Consider the following 17,703-nt stretch of genomic DNA (forward strand, 5'->3'; position numbering starts at 1 on the left):
TCCGGACCGTTGGGGCGATGACGACGTAGAGGCCTGGATCCCAGTGACAAGCACTGGGATCCAGGCCTCTACGGTGGCCGTTGCCACAACGATGAAGAAGACACGACCGTTTCCGCCTAAAAGTGAAATGCTCTTAGAGCAGCTTTTCGATCTGGCGGCCGGTTTTCAGGAAGTTTGCGGGATTGACGGCCTTACCGTTGCGGCGAACCTCATAATGCAAATGCGGGCCGGTGGAGCGCCCGGTGCTGCCAGCCTCGCCGATAACGGCGCCGAATGAGACTTTCTCATTTTCACTCACCAGGACACGGCTCAGATGGGCGTAGCGGCTGGTGAACCCGTTGCCATGATCGATCTCCACCATATTGCCGTACCCGCCATTACGGCCAGCTTTTGTCACGATGCCGCCGGCGGTTGCTGTCACGTTCTGTCCCCTATGGGCACGAAAATCGATGCCGGCATGAAAAGCTGGAGTGCCGAGCAGTGGATCGCGCCGCACGCCGAAAAGGCTGGTGACGGGCATTCCGGGCGCGGGATTGGCGATCGGAAGGGTGCGTACAGCCTTCTTGAGCCGGTCGAGCCGGTCGAGCGCCGTGTCGAGGTCCTGCAGCTGCATATCGAAACTGGCGACGCTTTCCGCCGGCGAATCGGTGGTGATGAGTGGACCGCCCATGCCCGTCTCGCCATCCTGGCTCTCGATCTTCAGCCCGGCTGCATTGAGCGTTTCGGAAATATTGTCGGCGGTTTCGAAGGCGCTTTCGGTCAGATCACGCACCTTGTGGAACTGCTCCGTCTCAAGCAGTTGCAGCGAATGGTTGATCGTCTGGAAGATCTCTTCGGCTTTTTCAGTCGCCGATTGGCCTGAAAGCCCCTCCGAGGGACGCAGCGCATCCCGTCCGGCCTTCTCTGGCTTGGCCTGGGCAGGAACCGGTCCAGTGATGATGGGGTCGATGCCGACAAATATCCCGTCGGCAGGATCATCCGCCGACAAGAGCTGTGTCTGCTGCTCCAAGGTTTCCGGCCGGGCTTCCGGAATGGGAACGCCGCCAGTTGCGCGCTTCAGGAGAGGGGCGAGGCGGCCGCTGCGTCGGCTCAAGGTCTTCTGCCGTTCGATCAGCTCGGCGACCTTGTCCTCCATCACCCGCTGGTCGAGCAATTGACGGCTAGTGATTCTGTCCACTTGGGCGCGTAATGCTGATATCCGGTCTTCATAGAGCTGTTGCATCCGCGCTTGGCGGGCGATGCTCGCGCCGATCAGGTCGTCGCGCATGACAAGATAGGATGTCGCCAGCAGGTAGCCAATTGCGGCGGCGGCGCAGACGGAGCCGCCAATGGCCAGCATCCAGGGGCGGATGGTGAAATGGCTGACCGCATCGCCGCGCGCTATGATGATCGTATGCGGCTCTTTTCGCTTTCCGAAAAGGGAAGGGCGGCTTTCATTGGTCACGGGCTTGGCCATTCGACATTGGACGACAATAATCTGTGTTTTGATTACACTCTGTTAGGGTTAACAAAGCATTGAAAAGGGGTGCGATCGCCCCCGAACACGGGCCATATCAGGTGGAAAGAGGAGAAAGCGCGCGATAGAAGGAGGGCGTCAGGCCGGCTTCGGCGCGGGCGAGATCGTTGAAGGGCGGTTTCAGCTCTCCGCGGAAATTGAGGCGCACGAGTTCCTGGAATCGCGCGACGGGATCGATCCTGTTGCGCGCGCAGAAGAAGCGGAACCATTTGGCGCCGACGGCGACGTGCCGCTTCTCGTCATTGTAGATGATATCGAGAATGGCGGCGGTCTCGGTATCGCCGGTCTCCAGCATCTTCTCGATCAGCGAGGGCGTAACGTCTAGGCCGCGGGCCTCCAGAATGAGCGGCACGACGGCCAGCCGGGCCTGCAGATCATTCCTCGTCTGATGCGCCGCCTGCCACAGCCCGTCATGAGCCGGCAGGTCGCCATAATCCGCATTGAGCGCGCGCAGGCGGTTGCGCAGCAGCGTGAAATGACGGGCCTCGTCATCGGCCACCTTCATCCACCCGTCGAAGAAGCTGCGCGGCACGGGCTGCGCCGCGAAACGTGCGACGATGTCGAGCGCCAGATCGATGGCGTTCAGCTCGATGTGGGCCAGCGCGTGCATGAGCGCGATGCGGCCGGCCTCGGTGTTGAGCGAGCGCTTCTTGAGCATGCGCGGCGGCACGAGTTCCGGCTTCTCCGGCCGACCCGGCCGGTCTGGGATCGGCGGGTCGAGGGGGCTGCGCACCGAAAGCGTGCGCGCGAACCAGCGGGCAGCCGATTCGCGCGTCAGGCGGACCTTGAGGTCGAGATCGTCCGTGAGGATTGCCCGTATGGCGCCGCCACGCAGACTTGTCTCGCCAGTTGTTATCCCAGGCGTCATAGGGATCAGAGAGCCTTTGCGGCTTCCAGCACTTCGGCGGCGTGGCCGGGAACCTTGACCTTGCGCCAGACGCGGATGATCCTGCCATCCGGGCCGATCAGGAAGGTAGTGCGCTCGACGCCCATATATTTGCGCCCATACATGCTTTTCTCCACCCATACGCCATAGGCTTGAAGAACGCCCTTTTCCTCATCCGCGGCGAGCTCGACGTTCAGATCGTGCTTTGCCTTGAACTTGTCGTGCTTCTTGACGCTGTCGGGCGACATGCCGATGACGGTCGCACCGATCCTGTCGAAATCGCCTTTCAATCCAGAGAATTCTATGGCCTCCTGCGTACAACCACTGGTATCGTCCTTGGGGTAGAAATAGAGAATGACCGGCTTGCCCCGGAGCGCGGAGAGAGAAAGCGTTCCGCCGCCGTCGCGAGGGAGGGAGAAATCCGGCGCGATGTCGCCAATATCCGGAGCAGCCATATCAATGCCTTTCTTTTGTGGATGTGCGTGCTTGTTGGATGATGTTCCGTCGGGTGGTGGGGTGCCAGGCTCCATCTTCCGAATCCGGTGTTATTTTGATTCTGAAATCCGATACTATTCGAATGTCGGCTTCATTGATGAGTTTCAGAATCGAAAGGACACCGGTACTTTTAGGTTCTAGTGCAATAATGATGATTACGGGAATCGTCCATGGCGTCCCGACGAGGTTCTGATCTATCGGCGTGGGAATTTGACTGCGAAGCCCGAAAAAATCCGCTTCCGAAAGCGCGATATAAGAGAACTACATCTTTATCCCTCGGCTTGTGAGCAGGCAGCGCCTCCTGTTCACTGCCCGCGCAGGCGCTCGCTTGTCTGGCTGACCTGCCGCAGTCTGCTCTCCATCGGGATTCTCTTCAGCATTGTCGCGGTTGCGGCTTTTGTGGTCCTGCGCGGCGGCATAAGCGGCGAGGCGCTGACGCGAGAGGCGCGCAACGCGCTGCAGTCGGTGGCCGGCAGCGACGCGGTGACCTCGCTTTCCGGCGCCCGCGTTTCCCTTGACCAGAGATACCATATCGCGCTCGAAGCCGAGGACGTTTCCGTTTCGGATCCGAAGGACGGCTTTTCGGTCGATGGGATTCGGTCGGTCAAGCTCGGTCTCGCGCCGCTGGCGCTTCTCGCGGGCGAGGTGCGAATCGCGCGGGTGGAGGTCGACGGCGCGGATATGAAGTTGTCCGAGACGGGGGAAACCCAGGGACTGTTGGCTTCGCTGCCGCGTGATTCCAAGGGATTGATCGATTTCGGTGCCGTTTCGCAGTTGCTGTTCGACGCGATCGCTCAGCGTGTCGCGCTTCTCGATCAGCGCTCGACCCGTTCGATCGTGGTGCTGAACACTTCGATCCGGTTCAAGCTGATGGATGAGGAAAAAACGCTGGAGGTTCGCAAGGCGAGCCTGGCTGAGAAGAACGGCAAGATCGCGCTGGAAGGAACCTTCAACTGGGAAGGCAAGACAATCGCCATGACCGGCGAGGTGGAGCGCGGCGGTGATGCCGGGGTGTCTGCCTTCGACATCAGCGTCGACGGTATTCCGGTCAACATCGATCCTCCGCCGGAGATCACGGAGGAGATCGCCGATGGGCGGGTCAATCCGGCGCATTTCCGGCTTCGCGGCGATGCCAATCTGCGGCTCACCGGCAAGGCGGCTGCCGCCGAGAAGCCGGCGCAAATCACGGGGCAGCTGAGCGTCGCGGAAGGCAAGATGGATCTCGGCCGCAATGCGGATGTTCCCGCAGCGGTGGTTCTGAATTTCGAACAGGTGGTGGGCAGCGGAAAGATCGAGCTTCAACCCTCGACTTTGACGCTCGGTGGCATGGAGGCGCAGTTCGACGGCGCCATCGGGCCGGAACCCGAGGAAGACACCGCGGATCCGGCCTATCGCTTCGAGATCGTCACCCGTTCCGCGGTTTCCGCGCCCAAAGAATCAACGGAACCGGCATTGCCTTTCGCCGTGCGCATCGCGGGGCGATATCTCAACGAAAAGGACCAGCTCGATTTCAACGACTTGAGCGTCAAGACCTCGGGCGGCGAACTCTACGGCCAGGGCAGCATGACCTTCGGCAACGGGACGCCGGAGACGATCTTCCTCTTGCGCATTCCCGAAATGCCGGTGGCTCACGCGAAGCAGCTCTGGCCGATCGACGTGGCAGATGGCGCTCGCCTTTGGGTGCTCACCAATCTCTATGGCGGAAAGCTGGCGAACAGCCAGATCGACATCGCCTTTCCCGCCGGGCGGTTCAACGGCCCAGGGCGGCCGCCGCCGCTGACCGCGGACGAGATAAAGGCTGATTTCCAGATTTCGGATACGCGTTTCGACGTGGTCGGCGATCTGCCGCCGGTGCGTGATGCGACCGGCGCCGTGACCGTGCGCGGAGCGCACACGACCGTGACGCTCGAGGAGGGCACGGCCTATACCCCCAGCAACCGTAGGGCGGATGTTTCCAAGGGCACGCTCATCATTCCCTGGGGGCCGCAGCGGCCGGTGCTGGCCGATCTCGACATCACCGTGAAGGGCGATGCGGCGGCGATCGCCGAGATCATCAGTTATAAGCCGATCGATGCGCTGAAGCATGCGCCATTCACGCCGGAGGAAGTGGCCGGCGATGTCTCGTCGCGCATCTTCGTGACATTTCCGGTGACCAAAGATGCGCCCAAGGGCAGCCTCAAATGGAACGCGGATCTCGATTTTTCCGACCTCGACATCTCAAAGCCGATAGATGATCAGCAGGTGACGGGGGCAACCGGCACCTTGCAAATCACGCCCGATGTCGCGCAGATCAAGGCGGATGCCAGGCTGGACGGCATTCCGGCGACACTGGACATCACCCAGCCGATCGGTGATTCCGCCGTCAAGAAGCAGCAGACGATCAAGCTGGAGCTGGACGACAAGGTGCGGGCGAAGGTGCTTCCGGGGCTGAGCGGCATCTTTTCGGGGGCCATGATCGTCGATATGGGGATGGCCGTCGGCAATGAGCGCTCCGTCACTGCCGACCTGACCAAAACGGAAATCAACATTCCCTGGATCGGATGGAAGAAAGGCGCAGGTGTCCCGGCCAAGGCCAGGCTGACGCTTGCGTCGAACCGTCTGGACAACAGCAATTTCGAAATCAAGGATCTCGATCTCTCCGGCGATGCCTTCCGCCTGCAGGGTGATCTCACGGTTTCAAATGGCGATCTGCGCTCCGCGACGTTCAAGCAGGTCCGCTTGAACCGGACGGATGACATGACGGTCAAGTTCAGCCGCATCAGCGGCGGTTATCGCGCCGACATTACCGGTTCCTCCTTCGATGCACGCGCGCTTCTCAAGCAGATTACCGCAAGCGGAAGCACCACGGGAGGAGGCGGAAGCAGCAAGACCAGGCTTGTGGTCAATGCCGAGATCGACCAGGTCACCGGTTTCAATTCCGAGACGCTGCGGGATGTCTCGATATCCTATGAAGGCGCAGGCTCGGCTGTTTCGAGCCTTTCCATCAACGCAAAGACATCTTCTGGCAAAGCCTTCACCGCGACGACCAGCACCCAGAGCGGCGCCAAATCCGTCTCGCTCCAGTCCTCGGATGCGGGGGCGGTGCTGCGCTTCTTCGACTATTACGACAAGATGCAGGGCGGAGCGATCAGCGTGAACCTGACGGCGCAGGGTGACGGACCGCCGCGCGGACAGGTCGCGGCGCGGGATTTCGCCATCGTCGACGAGCCGCGCCTTTCCAAGATCGTCTCAAGTCCCCCGTCAACCGGCGGCACCAGCCTCAACGAGGCAGTTCGCAAGGACATTGACGTCTCGCGCGTCCAGTTCGACCGCGGTTTTGTGCAGATCGAAAAGGGCAATGGCTATGTCTCGTTGAAACGCGGCGTGGTTCGCGGGCCGCTGATCGGAACGACGTTTCAGGGTATGCTCTACGACCAGAACGGCAATATGTCGATTACAGGAACATTCATGCCCGCCTACGGCCTTAACCGGCTCTTCGGCGAATTGCCCATCCTGGGCGCGCTGCTTGGCAACGGGCGCGACCGTGGCCTGATCGGCATCACTTACAAGCTCACCGGCAGCGCCAAGCAGCCGCAAGTCGTCGTCAACCCGATCTCCGTCATGGCGCCGGGCATTTTCAGGTCGATTTTTGAGTTTCAGTGATTTGTTGGCTGAATGGACAGGTTTGCCGGATAGCGCCCCTCTGTCCTGCCGGACATCTCCTCAGTCTCCGTCATCTGTCATCAACTCTGTTGATATTGTCCGTATCCGCTCAGTGGAATGCGTCGATACGGCGTAGCAGTCAGCGCTCCTCAGCAGTGGATCCTCGGGTCAAGCCCGAGGATGACAACTGGAGGGGATGGGCGGCAAGCCCAGAGGGGGCGCTGTCCCACCAAAAAGGTCTTAAATCGCCCGCACCAGAATATGCTTCTTCCTGCCCAGAGACAGCTTGATCACCCCTTCGCCGGTCAGCTTATCCGCGCCGACCGTCGCGCGTTCGTCCTTTACCGCCTCGTCGTTGATGCGGACGGCGCCGCCCTGGATGTGGCGGCGGGCTTCGCCATTCGAGTTCGCCAGGCCCGCCGTGACGAGCAGCGCCTGAACGCCCATGCCGGCCTGGAGCGTGTCGCGGGGGATTTCGACTGACGGAAGGTTTTCGGCGAGCGCGCCTTCCTCGAAGGTCTTGCGGGCCGTTTCGGCCGCTTCTTCCGCAGCCTTCCGCCCGTGCAGAAGCGCTGTCACTTCCGTGGCCAGGATCTTCTTCGTCTCGTTGATTTCCGACCCGCCGAGGCTCGCGAGCCGCGCGATCTCGTCGAGGGGCAAGGTGGTGTAGAGCTTCAGGAAGCGCTCGACATCGGCATCCTCGGTGTTGCGCCAGTACTGCCAGAAATCATAGGGGCTGAGCATATCGGCGTTGAGCCAGACCGCGCCCGACAGGGATTTACCCATCTTGGCGCCCGAGGAGGTGGTCAGCAGCGGCGAGGTCAGCGCATAGAACTGGGTGTCGAGCATGCGGTGGCCGAGATCGACGCCGTTGATGATATTGCCCCATTGATCCGAGCCGCCCATTTGCAGCTTCACGCCGTAGCGCTTGTGGAGTTCCACGAAATCATAGGCTTGGAGGATCATGTAGTTGAATTCGAGGAAGGAAAGCGACTGCTCGCGCTCAAGCCGGAGTTTCACCGAATCAAAGGACAGCATCCGGTTGACCGAGAAATGGCGGCCGACATCGCGCAGGAATTCGAGATAGTTCAGATCGCACAACCAGTCGGCATTATTGACCATGACCGCGTCGGTCTTGCCTTCGCCGAAGGTGAGGTAATTGCTGAAGACTTGTCTGATACCTTCCATATTGCTGGCGATGGTTTCTTCCGTCATCAGCTTGCGCGCTTCATCCTTGAAGGACGGATCGCCGACCATGCCGGTGCCGCCGCCCATCAGGGCAATCGGCCGGTGTCCGGTCTGCTGCATCCAATAGAGCAGCATGATCTGGATCAGGCCGCCGGCATGGAGGCTGGAGGCCGTGGGGTCGAAGCCGATATAGCCCGTCACGATTTCCTTCTGGAACAGCGTGTCGAGGCCGGTTTCATCCGAAATCTGATGAATGAAACCGCGCTCGGAAAGCGTGCGAAGAAAATCGGATTTGAAGCCGGACATCGTCCCTTTTTCCTGTCTTGTCTGAAATGCGCGTTTGGTTTGCGCAAGCTGTATTAATAGAGGGCGGGCTTTAACATCATTCAGGGTCGAATCACAAGAAAGCAGCGTCGTGACAGATATAAAACAGGCGATCGGACTGATGAGCGGCACGTCGATGGACGGAATCGACATCGCGCTGGTCAGGACAGACGGACGCTTCTTCGTCGAAAGAGGGCCGTCGGCAAGCGTCAGCTATTCGGACGGCTTTCGTGCTCGCTTGAAACAGGGGCTTGTCGATGCTCGCGCCATTCGTTTGCGCGACGAGCGTCCGGGCATCTTGGCGCTGCTTGAGCGGGACCTGACGCTGCACCATGCCATCGCCGTCAATGATTTCCTGCATATGCACGGGATCGAGCGGGATGGCATCGATATCATCGGTTTTCATGGCCAGACGGTGCTGCACCGTCCCAATGAAGGGTTGACGGTGCAGATCGGCGATGGCCGGCTTCTCGCCGCTGAAACCGGCATCCCGGTCGTCTATGATATGCGCGCCAACGACATGGCGCATGGCGGGCAGGGGGCGCCTTTGATCCCGGCCTATCACGCGGCGCTTGCCGCCGGGCTGGCGGAGCAATGCGAGGCGCCGGTGGTTTTCGTCAATATCGGCGGCATTTCCAATCTTACCTATGTGGGAGCGGACGGAGCGCTTGCCGCCTTCGACAGCGGTCCCGGCAACATGTTGATCGACCAATGGGTGGAGGCGCATACGGGAGCAGCCTTCGACGCCGACGGGGAGATTGCCGCGAGCGGTGCGGTGGATGAGGCGCTTGCCGGGCGATATCTCTCGCATGCCTTCTTCACCGGCAATATCCGCCGTTCGCTCGATCGGGGCGATTTCGTGCCGCCGGAAAAGGGGGAGGTTTCGCTCGCCGACGGGGCGCGGACGCTTGCCTTCGTTAGCGCCGCCGCAATCCTGAAATCCGCCTCGCACCTGCCGCAGAGGCCGAAGACCTATGTGGTGAGCGGCGGCGGGCGCAAGAACGCCGCCATCATGCGGGCTCTGGAGGAACTGGCCGCCGGGCAGCGCGCAAGCGTGGTGAGTGCGGATAGTCTGGGGCTCGACGGCGATTCGATGGAAGCGGAGGCCTGGGCCTATCTCGCCGTACGTTCGCTCAAAGGCTTGCCGCTCACCTGGCCCACGACGACGGGGTGTAATGTGCCTGTGAGCGGGGGTGTTCTGGCGAGGTCGGAATAACCTGTTTGGGCTTCCCGCATCTCCATCGCCGTGGGTTTTCAGAGCTGTTCATCTCAAAGCGACCATCAATCAACAAAGGCGGATATTGCTCCTCTGTTGTAGATCCTCGGGACAAGCCCGAGGATGACGAGTACGCTTGGGGTCACCGCAGCCGCTTCGGCTTCGCCTCGACCAGCTCTCCGTTCAGGCGACGGTCCAGATAATCGGCGCATTCGGTGATGAGGTCGTCGACCATGCCGGTGAAGAAATGATTGGCGCCGGGCAGAGTCTTCTGCGTGATGGTGATGCCCTTCTGGGTCTTGAGCTTGTCCACCAGCCCTTGAACATCCTTCGGCGGCGCCACCTTGTCCTGGTCGCCATGGATGATGAGGCCGGAAGACGGGCAGGGGGCGAGGAAGGAGAAATCATAGGTGTTGGGCTGCGGCGCGACCGAGATGAAGCCCTCGATCTCCGGGCGGCGCATCAGGAGCTGCATGCCGATCCAGGCGCCGAAGGAATAGCCCGCGACCCAGCAGGTTTTGGAATCGGGATGCAGCGACTGCACCCAGTCGAGCGCGCCCGCCGCATCCGACAATTCGCCCGAGCCATGGTCGAACTCGCCCTGGCTGCGGCCGATGCCACGGAAATTGAAGCGCAGCGTCGTGAAGCCGCGTTGCTGGAACATATAGAACAGATCGTAGACGATCTTGTTGTTCATCGTGCCGCCGAACTGCGGATGCGGATGAAGGACGATCGCGATCGGCGCATTCTTCTCTTTCGATGGCTGATAGCGGCCCTCGAGGCGTCCGGCTGGTCCGTTGAAAATGACTTCAGGCATGTGTACTCCACTCTTCGCCGCATGGTCGGGAGATTCTGAGCATGCGGCCTTGACGGGTCGGCGCATTGCTCGTAAATCTTGACTTTAGAACTCTTCAAAACTGGGCATGATGTCCAGTGCAGGAGCGGTTAAATAGGCTGTTCCGGGTTCGAATTTCAAGAAAATTGCGCTTATCATGGCGTGTTAACAGGGAAACGAGAGAAAGAGCTGCAGGATATGAGCGCCAGCCGCATCTATCTTGACTACAACGCCAGCGCGCCGCTGACCGAAGAGGCGCGCGATGCGATGGTGGCTGCTCTCTCCGTTACCGGGAACCCGTCCTCGGTGCACCAGGAGGGGCGGGCAGCACGGGCGCTTATCGAGGCGGCGCGCAGGGACGTCGCTGCACTGATCAATGCCCGACCGGATCATGTGTTCTTTACCTCCGGTGCCACCGAGGCGGCATCGACGCTGCTGACGCCCCATTATATGATGGGGCGGGCCGCGTTGCGGCTTTCCCGGGCTTATGTCGGGGCAACGGAACATCCCTGTGTTCTCTCGGGCGGCCAGTTCCCGGCGGAGCGTATCTCCACCGTGCCTGTCGACACCAACGGGCTTCTGGATCTCGCAGCACTGAAGGCCCTGCTTTCGGCGCATGACAAGTCGGAAGGACTGCCGCTCGTTGCCGTGCAGGCGGCCAATAATGAAACCGGCGTCATTCAGCCGATCGCCGAAGTGGCTGCCATCGTCAAGGAAGCGGGTGGTCTGCTCCTGGTCGACGCGGTGCAGGCAGTGGGGCGCATTCTACTCGATATTACAAATGGTTGCGGCGATTATCTCATTCTTTCATCGCACAAGATCGGCGGCCCGAAGGGCGTCGGGGCAATCATTGCCCAATCCGACCTGGTGATGCCCCGGGCGCTGATCCGCGGCGGCGGGCAGGAGAAGGGGCATCGGGCCGGCACGGAGGCCTTGCCGCTGATCGCCGGCTTCGGCGCGGCGGCGAAGGTGGCGCGCGAACGGCTCGATGCCGGCGGCTGGCCCGCCGAGGCGAGGGACGCGATCGAGGCCGGCATCAGGGGCATCGCTCCCGATGCGATCATATACGGCGCCGATGCTGCGAGATTGCCCAATACAACCTTTTTCTCGCTAACGGGCATGAAGGCGGAGACGGTGCAGATCGCCTTCGACCTCGCGGGGATAGCCCTTTCGGCCGGCTCCGCCTGCTCCTCGGGGAAGGTGGGGGCGAGCCATGTGCTGGCCGCCATGGGACATGAGGAAAATGTCGGCGCGTTGCGGGTTTCGACGGGGCCGGAGGCGGACGCAGATGCCGTCAGCCGCTTCCTGGACGTGCTGCGCAAGATCGTCGAGCGGCGGGATCGCGCGAAAGTGAAGGCAGCCGACGCCGCATGAAATGAGGCATGCCGCAGGGAAAACCATGCGGCTAGCTTGAAATTCCGGTTCGTCCGGTTTTAAACGCGCAAAAGCGTACTACATATAGGCAGTAAATTGCTGTCTTGACGTTTTGAACCGTCGGGCCTTGACCCCGACTTGGATGGAGAACGCCAATGCCTGCTGTGCAGGAAACGATCGAGCAGGTCCGCAATATCGATGTGGACCAGTATAAATACGGTTTTGAAACCCTTATCGAGACCGACAAGGCTCCCAAAGGCCTCAATGAAGACATCATTCGTTTCATTTCGGCGAAGAAAAACGAGCCGGAATGGATGCTGGAGTGGCGTCTCGAAGCTTATCGCCGTTGGCTGACGCTCGAAGAGCCGACCTGGGCGCGCGTCAATTATCCGAAGATCGACTTCCAGGATATCTACTATTACGCAGCGCCGAAGAACCAGGCAGGCCCGAAATCGCTTGATGAAGTCGATCCCGAACTGCTCAAGACCTATGAGAAGCTCGGCATCCCGCTGAAGGAGCAGGAAATCCTGGCCGGCGTGCGCAAGGCGGGCGAGCTCAGCCCGTCCGGGGACGAGGCTGTGGACGGCGAAGTTTCGGACAGTGTCTATAATTCGGGCCGCGTCGCCGTCGATGCTGTGTTCGACAGTGTGTCCGTCGTCACGACCTTCAAGAAGGAACTGGCCAAGGCCGGCGTCATCTTCTGCTCGATTTCCGAAGCGATCCGTGAGCATCCGGAGCTGGTGAAGAAATATCTGGGCTCGGTGGTGCCGACCTCGGACAATTTCTATGCGACGCTCAACTCCGCCGTCTTCACCGACGGTTCGTTCGTCTATGTGCCGAAGGGCGTGCGCTGCCCTATGGAGCTTTCCACCTATTTCCGCATCAACGAGAAGAACACCGGCCAGTTCGAGCGCACGCTGATCATCGCCGAAGAGGGGGCCTATGTCTCCTATCTCGAAGGCTGCACCGCGCCGCAGCGCGACGAAAACCAACTGCATGCCGCCGTGGTAGAGCTGGTGGCGCTCGATGATGCCGAGATCAAATATTCCACCGTCCAGAACTGGTATCCGGGCGACAAGGACGGCAAGGGCGGCATCTACAACTTCGTCACCAAGCGCGGCGATTGCCGGGGCAAGAACTCGAAGATCTCGTGGACGCAGGTGGAGACCGGCTCGGCCATCACCTGGAAATATCCGTCCTGCATCCTGCGCGGCGATAATTCGCGCGGCGAGTTCTATTCAATCGCCGTGTCGAACGGGCACCAGCAGATCGATTCCGGCACCAAGATGATTCATCTCGGCAAGAACACGTCGAGCCGCATCATCTCGAAGGGTATTTCGGCGGGTCATTCCAACAATACCTATCGCGGCCAGGTCTCGGCACACCGCAAGGCGACGAATGCGCGCAACTTCACCCAGTGCGACTCGCTTCTGATCGGCAATGATTGCGGCGCGCATACGGTGCCTTACATCGAGGCGAAGAACGCGACCGCGCAATTCGAGCACGAGGCGACGACGTCGAAGATATCCGAGGATGCGCTGTTCTACGTGATGCAGCGCGGCATTCCGGAAGAAGAGGCGATTGCGCTGATCGTCAACGGCTTCGTCAAGGAAGTCATTCAGGAACTGCCGATGGAATTCGCCGTCGAGGCGCAGAAGCTGATCGGCATCAGCCTTGAAGGGAGCGTCGGCTGATCGCCGGCGCCTCCTACCGCTGTCAGATGATTTTCCCTTTCTCGAAGCCGGTGTGCTTCGGTTCGTAAACAAGGTTGAATGAAATGCTAGAAATCAAGAATCTGCACGCCCGCATCGCCGAAGACGGCACCGAGATCATCCGCGGCCTGAACCTGACCGTGAAGGCGGGCGAAGTCGCCGCGATCATGGGCCCGAACGGCTCGGGCAAATCGACCCTCTCCTATATTCTCGCCGGCCGCGAGGACTATGAGGTGACGGAGGGCGACATTCTCTATAACGGCGAGTCGATCCTCGATCTCGACCCGGCGGAGCGCGCTGCCAAGGGCATCTTCCTTGCGTTCCAGTATCCGATGGAGATACCGGGCGTCGCCACGATGGAATTCCTGAAGGTCGCCATGAATGAGCAGCGCAAGGCGCGCGGCGAAGAAGAACTCAAGATTCCGGAATTCATGAAGCGTGTGAAGGATGCCGCCGGTCTCCTGTCGATGGATATGGGCATGCTGAAGCGTCCTCTCAATGTCGGCTTCTCCGGTGGCGAGAAGAAGCGCGCCGAGATCCTGCAGATGAAGCTGCTGGAACCGAAGCTCTGCGTGCTGGACGAGACCGATTCCGGCCTTGACATCGATGCGCTGAAGATCGTTTCGGAAGGCGTCAACGCGCTGCGATCGCCCGACCGCGCCATAGTCGTGATCACCCACTATCAGCGCCTTCTCGACTATATCGTGCCGGATAGCGTTCATGTGCTCTACAAGGGGCGTGTCATCAAGTCAGGCGACAAGACGCTGGCGCGGCAGCTGGAAGAAAACGGTTACGCCGAAATCATCGGCGAAGCGGCTTGAGGGGAGCGGCGATGAACGTTCACACCTCACAATCCAGGACACCGGCGGAAACGGCGCTGATCGACGCGTTCAGCGAGCGTGTCGGTGATCTGCCGGGCAATGCCGATGTCGCCGTCGCTCGCGATACCGCGCTCGAAGCGCTGAAGATCCAGGGGCTGCCGTCGCGGCGCATCGAAAGCTGGCACTACACCGATATCCGTACGCAGCTGCGGTCGGTCGCGCCTTTTGATGCAGCCGCCGGCTCGCAGCCGATTGCGCCGCTGATTGCAGGCTCGACGGTAGCAGCGGTTTCCAACGGCGCGACCATTTCGGCCGGCCAGGTCGATGGCGTCACGTTCGAGAAGTTGAGCGAAAAGCTTGCCGACGGTACTTTTGCGCCGGCGCTCGCAACGCGCAGCACCGACGATCTGATCGGCCAGATCAATGCGGCTTACGTGACCGATGGCTGGCATGTCGATATTGCCGAGGGCGCGGAACTCGAAACGCCTCTCGAATTGCAGAATCTGCAGAAGTCGGGCCAGAGCCATGTGCGCTTTCCCGTCCGCGTCGGCAAGGGCGCCAAGGCGACCATCATCGAGCGCCAATATGGCGGCGAGGGTGAGGCATTCTCCTCCTCCATCAGTCAGCTGACGGTGGCCGACGGCGCTGAAATCGTCTGGATCATCCTGCGCCAGCATGGCGACACGTCGGTTCAGTTCTGCCAGTTCAACGCCTGGCTCGGCAAGGATGCGAAGCTCACGCTTTTCGTCGTCAATGCCGGCGGCAAGCTGGTGCGCCAGGAAGTGCATGTGCTGGCGAAGGGCGAGGGCTCGGATTTCCAGCTTCGCGGCATCAATTTGCTCGGCGGCGAGAGCCATACCGACGTCACCATGACCGTCGGTCATTTGGTGGAAAACACCACCTCGACCGAGATCGTGCGCAATGTCGTCACCGGCCGGGCGCGCGGCGTCTTCCAGGGTATGATCCGCGTGGCCAAGATCGCGCAGAAGACCGATGCCCGCATGGCCTGCAACTCGCTGCTTCTCTCCGATGATGCGGAGTTCGACGCCAAGCCAGAGCTTGAGATCTTCGCGGATGATGTGGCCTGCGGCCATGGCGCGACGGTGACGGAAATCGACCAAGACCATCTCTTCTACCTGATGGCGCGCGGCATCCCCGAAAAGGAGGCTCGCGGGCTTCTGGTGAAGGCCTTCGTGGCCGAGATCATCGAGGAGCTGGAAGACGAGCCGCTGGTCGAGGCGCTTGAAGCCATATTGGAAGATTGGCTTTCGGCGCACGGGTGACTGTCCCATCGCCGTCATCCTCGGGTTTGTCCCAAGGATCTACAGCGGATGAGGTTAGGTCGGGTCAAGCGCTCCATTGCCGTAGATCCTCGGGACAAGCCCGAGGATGACGGAGTGAGGCATTGGTTGGAAAACATGGACCAGAAAACACACACGGCTCCGGCCTACGACATCGAAGCAATTCGCAGTGACTTCCCCATTCTCTCGCGGGAAGTCCACGGCAAGCCGCTCGTCTATCTCGACAATGGTGCGTCGGCGCAGAAGCCGCAGGCCGTCATCGATGCGGTGACCTACGCCTATTCCAACGAATATGCCAATGTCCATCGCGGTCTGCATTTTCTCTCGAATGCGACGACGGATGCCTATGAAAAAGCGCGGGGCATCGTACGCCGGTTCTTAAATGCTGCTTCGGTGGATGAGATCGTCTTCACCAAATCGGCGACCGAGGCGATCAATACGGTCGCTTATGGCTATGGCATGCCCAATATCGGCGAGGGCGACGAGATAGTTCTTTCGATCATGGAGCACCATTCCAATATCGTGCCGTGGCATTTCATCCGCGAGCGGCAGGGGGCGAAGCTCGTCTTCTCGCCGGTAGACGACGAGGGCGTATTCCATATCGAGGAATTCGAGAAGCGGTTGACGGATCGCACGAAACTCGTCGCCATCACCCATATGTCGAACATGCTGGGCACGGTGACGCCGATCAAACGGATCGTCGAGATCGCCCATGCGCGAGGCATTCCGGTGCTGGTCGACGGCAGCCAGGGCGCGGTGCATCTGCCCGTCGATGTGCAGGAAATCGGCTGCGACTGGTATGTCTTCACCGGCCACAAAGTCTATGGGCCCTCGGGGATCGGCGTTCTCTATGGACGCGCCGAAATGCTGGAAAAGATGCGGCCGTTCCAGGGCGGCGGCGAGATGATCGAGGAGGTGACGGAGGAGAACGTCACCTACAATCACCCACCGCATCGCTTCGAGGCCGGCACGCCGCCGATCGTCCAGGCGATCGGTCTCGGCGCGGCGCTGGAATATATGGAGCACATCGGGCGGCAGGCGATCCTTACGCATGAGGAATCCCTACGCGACTATGCCCATGAGCAGCTTCGCAAGATCAATAGCCTGCGCATTTTCGGCAATGCGCCGGACAAGGGGGCGATCATCTCCTTCGAGCTGGAAGGCATCCATGCCCATGACGTGTCGATGGTGATCGACAGGGCAGGGGTGGCGGTGCGCGCCGGCACCCATTGCGCGCAGCCGCTCTTGAAACGGTTCGGCGTCACCTCGACATGCCGCGCCTCCTTCGCCATGTATAATACGAAGGCCGAGGTGGATGCGCTTGCCGAAGCGCTGGAAAAGGCGAGGAAGTTTTTCGGATGACTGACATGGAAAACAAGCCCGTGACGACAGAGCCTGACATGGTTGCGGCCGACGCACAGGCCACGGAAGCAGCAAGCAACGTGGATTCGGTCTTTTCCGCTTCGGCCATCCCGCAGGATGAGCTGGCGCGGCTGACCGACGATATCATCGCGGCGCTGAAGACGGTGTACGACCCGGAGATTCCGGCCGATATCTATGAGCTCGGGCTCGTCTACAAGATCGACATCGAGGACGACCGGACCGTCAAGATCGACATGACGCTGACCGCGCCGGGCTGTCCGGTCGCCGGCGAAATGCCGGGATGGGTGCAGAATGCCGTGGGCACCGTCGAGGGCGTGTCGCATGTCGAGGTCAACATGACCTTCGATCCGCCATGGACGCCGGACCGGATGTCGGAAGAGGCGCAGATCGCCGTCGGCTGGTATTGATTACGGCGTGTCGCACTGTTCCGGGACGCTTTCCTCCAGCGACTTTTCCGATGGGGTCAGCGAGCCGGTCATGATCGACATGGGCTGAAAGGGCGGGGCTTCCTGCATGGCGGGATTGGCGATCCGGATCGTGTAGCAGCCGGTGAACACCTCTTCCTTGCCATCGTTGGAAACCGATTTCACGGCGAGCGGCAGGCTCCAGTAGATCGAGCCGGCGGCGCCTTCGGGCTCCGTCTTGCCGAGGGCGATGGTGACGGATTTGGTGTTCTCGTAGCCCTTGGCGTATTTTTCGAAGTCAGGCTCGCGGCCTTCTTCCGAATAATAGCTGTAGGCGCGGGCATATTCTTGGCGGTTGACGGCGTTGTAATAGGAGCGGATCAGCGCTTGCGGCGAGCTGCGATCATCGAGATAGCCGGCAAGCGGTCCGGCAGGCTGTTCAGGAACCGCCGTATCCTGCTTCTCAGGGCTGGGCTGCGGCGTTTCCTGCGCCAGGGCCGGGCCCTGCAGGATTATCAGCAGAATGGCGGCGGATCCCAAGGCTGGTATCCGCGAAATGCCGACATCGATGCGTTGTGCCATTTCTTCCTCCGGAACAACCGTGTG

Annotated in this window: 14 protein-coding genes; 8 read left to right on the top strand and 6 right to left on the bottom strand. The window is 60.7% G+C overall.

The genetic code is table 11. The features are described from left to right. Positions 1-133: 133 nt before the first annotated feature. From ATN84_RS09845 to ATN84_RS09855, 3 genes are all read right to left on the bottom strand, one after another. Positions 134-1,444, bottom strand: coding sequence for a M23 family metallopeptidase (locus tag ATN84_RS09845; RefSeq protein ID WP_244491056.1), 1,311 nt, complete (start codon positions 1,442-1,444; stop codon positions 134-136). A gap of 109 nt (positions 1,445-1,553) precedes the next feature. After that, positions 1,554-2,384 (bottom strand): ferritin-like domain-containing protein, encoded by an 831-nt coding sequence (locus ATN84_RS09850; protein ID WP_068881479.1) that lies wholly within the window; start codon positions 2,382-2,384, stop codon positions 1,554-1,556. A 5-nt stretch (positions 2,385-2,389) separates the two neighbouring features. Next, the gene (locus ATN84_RS09855) at positions 2,390-2,857 is read right to left on the bottom strand and encodes a peroxiredoxin (protein ID WP_068881480.1); all 468 of its coding nucleotides are present in this window, start codon (positions 2,855-2,857) and stop codon (positions 2,390-2,392) included. Positions 2,858-3,107: 250 nt separating this feature from the next. Here ATN84_RS09855 and ATN84_RS09860 point away from each other — a divergent pair, with 250 nt between their 5' ends. After that, positions 3,108-6,539 carry a YhdP family protein gene (locus tag ATN84_RS09860; RefSeq protein ID WP_068881481.1) on the top strand — a complete coding sequence of 1,144 codons (3,432 nt, stop codon included), beginning with the start codon at positions 3,108-3,110 and terminating at the stop codon, positions 6,537-6,539. A 240-nt stretch (positions 6,540-6,779) separates the two neighbouring features. On the opposite strand, the gene tyrS is transcribed toward ATN84_RS09860, so the two are convergent. Next, complete coding sequence (gene tyrS / locus ATN84_RS09865) at positions 6,780-8,033, bottom strand: tyrosine--tRNA ligase (RefSeq protein ID WP_068881482.1); 1,254 nt, start codon at positions 8,031-8,033, stop codon at positions 6,780-6,782. A 109-nt stretch (positions 8,034-8,142) separates the two neighbouring features. On the opposite strand from tyrS, the gene ATN84_RS09870 reads away from it, so the two are divergent. Then, positions 8,143-9,267, top strand: coding sequence for an anhydro-N-acetylmuramic acid kinase (locus ATN84_RS09870; protein WP_068881483.1), 1,125 nt, complete (start codon positions 8,143-8,145; stop codon positions 9,265-9,267). 142 nt (positions 9,268-9,409) lie between these two features. On the opposite strand, the gene ATN84_RS09875 is transcribed toward ATN84_RS09870, so the two are convergent. Further along, a complete protein-coding gene (locus ATN84_RS09875) occupies positions 9,410-10,084 on the bottom strand; it encodes an alpha/beta hydrolase (RefSeq protein WP_068881484.1) in 675 nt (224 codons plus the stop codon). A 216-nt stretch (positions 10,085-10,300) separates the two neighbouring features. Here ATN84_RS09875 and ATN84_RS09880 point away from each other — a divergent pair, with 216 nt between their 5' ends. The 6 genes from ATN84_RS09880 to ATN84_RS09905 all read left to right on the top strand — a co-directional run bounded on the left by ATN84_RS09880 (position 10,301) and on the right by ATN84_RS09905 (position 17,100). Then, on the top strand, positions 10,301-11,476 hold the full coding sequence (locus tag ATN84_RS09880; protein WP_068881485.1) for a cysteine desulfurase family protein: 1,176 nt from the start codon (positions 10,301-10,303) through the stop codon (positions 11,474-11,476). Between the two features lie 155 nt (positions 11,477-11,631). Continuing rightward, positions 11,632-13,170 (top strand): Fe-S cluster assembly protein SufB, encoded by a 1,539-nt coding sequence (sufB, locus tag ATN84_RS09885; RefSeq protein WP_068881486.1) that lies wholly within the window; start codon positions 11,632-11,634, stop codon positions 13,168-13,170. A gap of 83 nt (positions 13,171-13,253) precedes the next feature. Then, positions 13,254-14,009: a Fe-S cluster assembly ATPase SufC gene (gene sufC, locus ATN84_RS09890; protein ID WP_068881487.1), complete on the top strand. Its 756-nt coding sequence runs from the start codon at positions 13,254-13,256 to the stop codon at positions 14,007-14,009. An 11-nt stretch (positions 14,010-14,020) separates the two neighbouring features. Beyond that, on the top strand, positions 14,021-15,292 hold the full coding sequence (gene sufD / locus ATN84_RS09895) for a Fe-S cluster assembly protein SufD (RefSeq protein ID WP_068881488.1): 1,272 nt from the start codon (positions 14,021-14,023) through the stop codon (positions 15,290-15,292). A 135-nt stretch (positions 15,293-15,427) separates the two neighbouring features. Further along, on the top strand, positions 15,428-16,672 hold the full coding sequence (locus tag ATN84_RS09900) for a cysteine desulfurase (protein ID WP_068881489.1): 1,245 nt from the start codon (positions 15,428-15,430) through the stop codon (positions 16,670-16,672). Positions 16,673-16,710: 38 nt separating this feature from the next. After that, entirely contained in the window at positions 16,711-17,100 is a 390-nt protein-coding gene (locus tag ATN84_RS09905; RefSeq protein ID WP_425287395.1) for an SUF system Fe-S cluster assembly protein, read from the top strand. Here the strand turns inward: ATN84_RS09905 and ATN84_RS09910 are convergent, their stop codons facing one another. After that, positions 17,101-17,679, bottom strand: coding sequence for a hypothetical protein (locus tag ATN84_RS09910; RefSeq protein ID WP_082766216.1), 579 nt, complete (start codon positions 17,677-17,679; stop codon positions 17,101-17,103). It abuts the gene before it with no gap. Positions 17,680-17,703 lie beyond the last annotated feature (24 nt).

Origin of the sequence: Paramesorhizobium deserti, assembly GCF_001558695.1 — a bacterium.
In the GTDB taxonomy this organism is placed as follows: Bacteria; Pseudomonadota; Alphaproteobacteria; order Rhizobiales; family Rhizobiaceae; genus Paramesorhizobium; species Paramesorhizobium deserti.

Coding starts and splice junctions, on each gene's coding strand:
- ATN84_RS09850 (WP_068881479.1), bottom strand. CDS start 2,384: ATGACGCCTGGGATAACAACTGGCGAGACAAGTCTGCGTGGCGGCGCC.
- ATN84_RS09855 (WP_068881480.1), bottom strand. CDS start 2,857: ATGGCTGCTCCGGATATTGGCGACATCGCGCCGGATTTCTCCCTCCCT.
- tyrS (WP_068881482.1), bottom strand. CDS start 8,033: ATGTCCGGCTTCAAATCCGATTTTCTTCGCACGCTTTCCGAGCGCGGT.
- ATN84_RS09875 (WP_068881484.1), bottom strand. CDS start 10,084: ATGCCTGAAGTCATTTTCAACGGACCAGCCGGACGCCTCGAGGGCCGC.
- ATN84_RS09880 (WP_068881485.1), top strand. CDS start 10,301: ATGAGCGCCAGCCGCATCTATCTTGACTACAACGCCAGCGCGCCGCTG.
- sufB (WP_068881486.1), top strand. CDS start 11,632: ATGCCTGCTGTGCAGGAAACGATCGAGCAGGTCCGCAATATCGATGTG.
- sufC (WP_068881487.1), top strand. CDS start 13,254: ATGCTAGAAATCAAGAATCTGCACGCCCGCATCGCCGAAGACGGCACC.
- sufD (WP_068881488.1), top strand. CDS start 14,021: ATGAACGTTCACACCTCACAATCCAGGACACCGGCGGAAACGGCGCTG.
- ATN84_RS09900 (WP_068881489.1), top strand. CDS start 15,428: ATGGACCAGAAAACACACACGGCTCCGGCCTACGACATCGAAGCAATT.
- ATN84_RS09905 (WP_425287395.1), top strand. CDS start 16,711: ATGGTTGCGGCCGACGCACAGGCCACGGAAGCAGCAAGCAACGTGGAT.
- ATN84_RS09910 (WP_082766216.1), bottom strand. CDS start 17,679: ATGGCACAACGCATCGATGTCGGCATTTCGCGGATACCAGCCTTGGGA.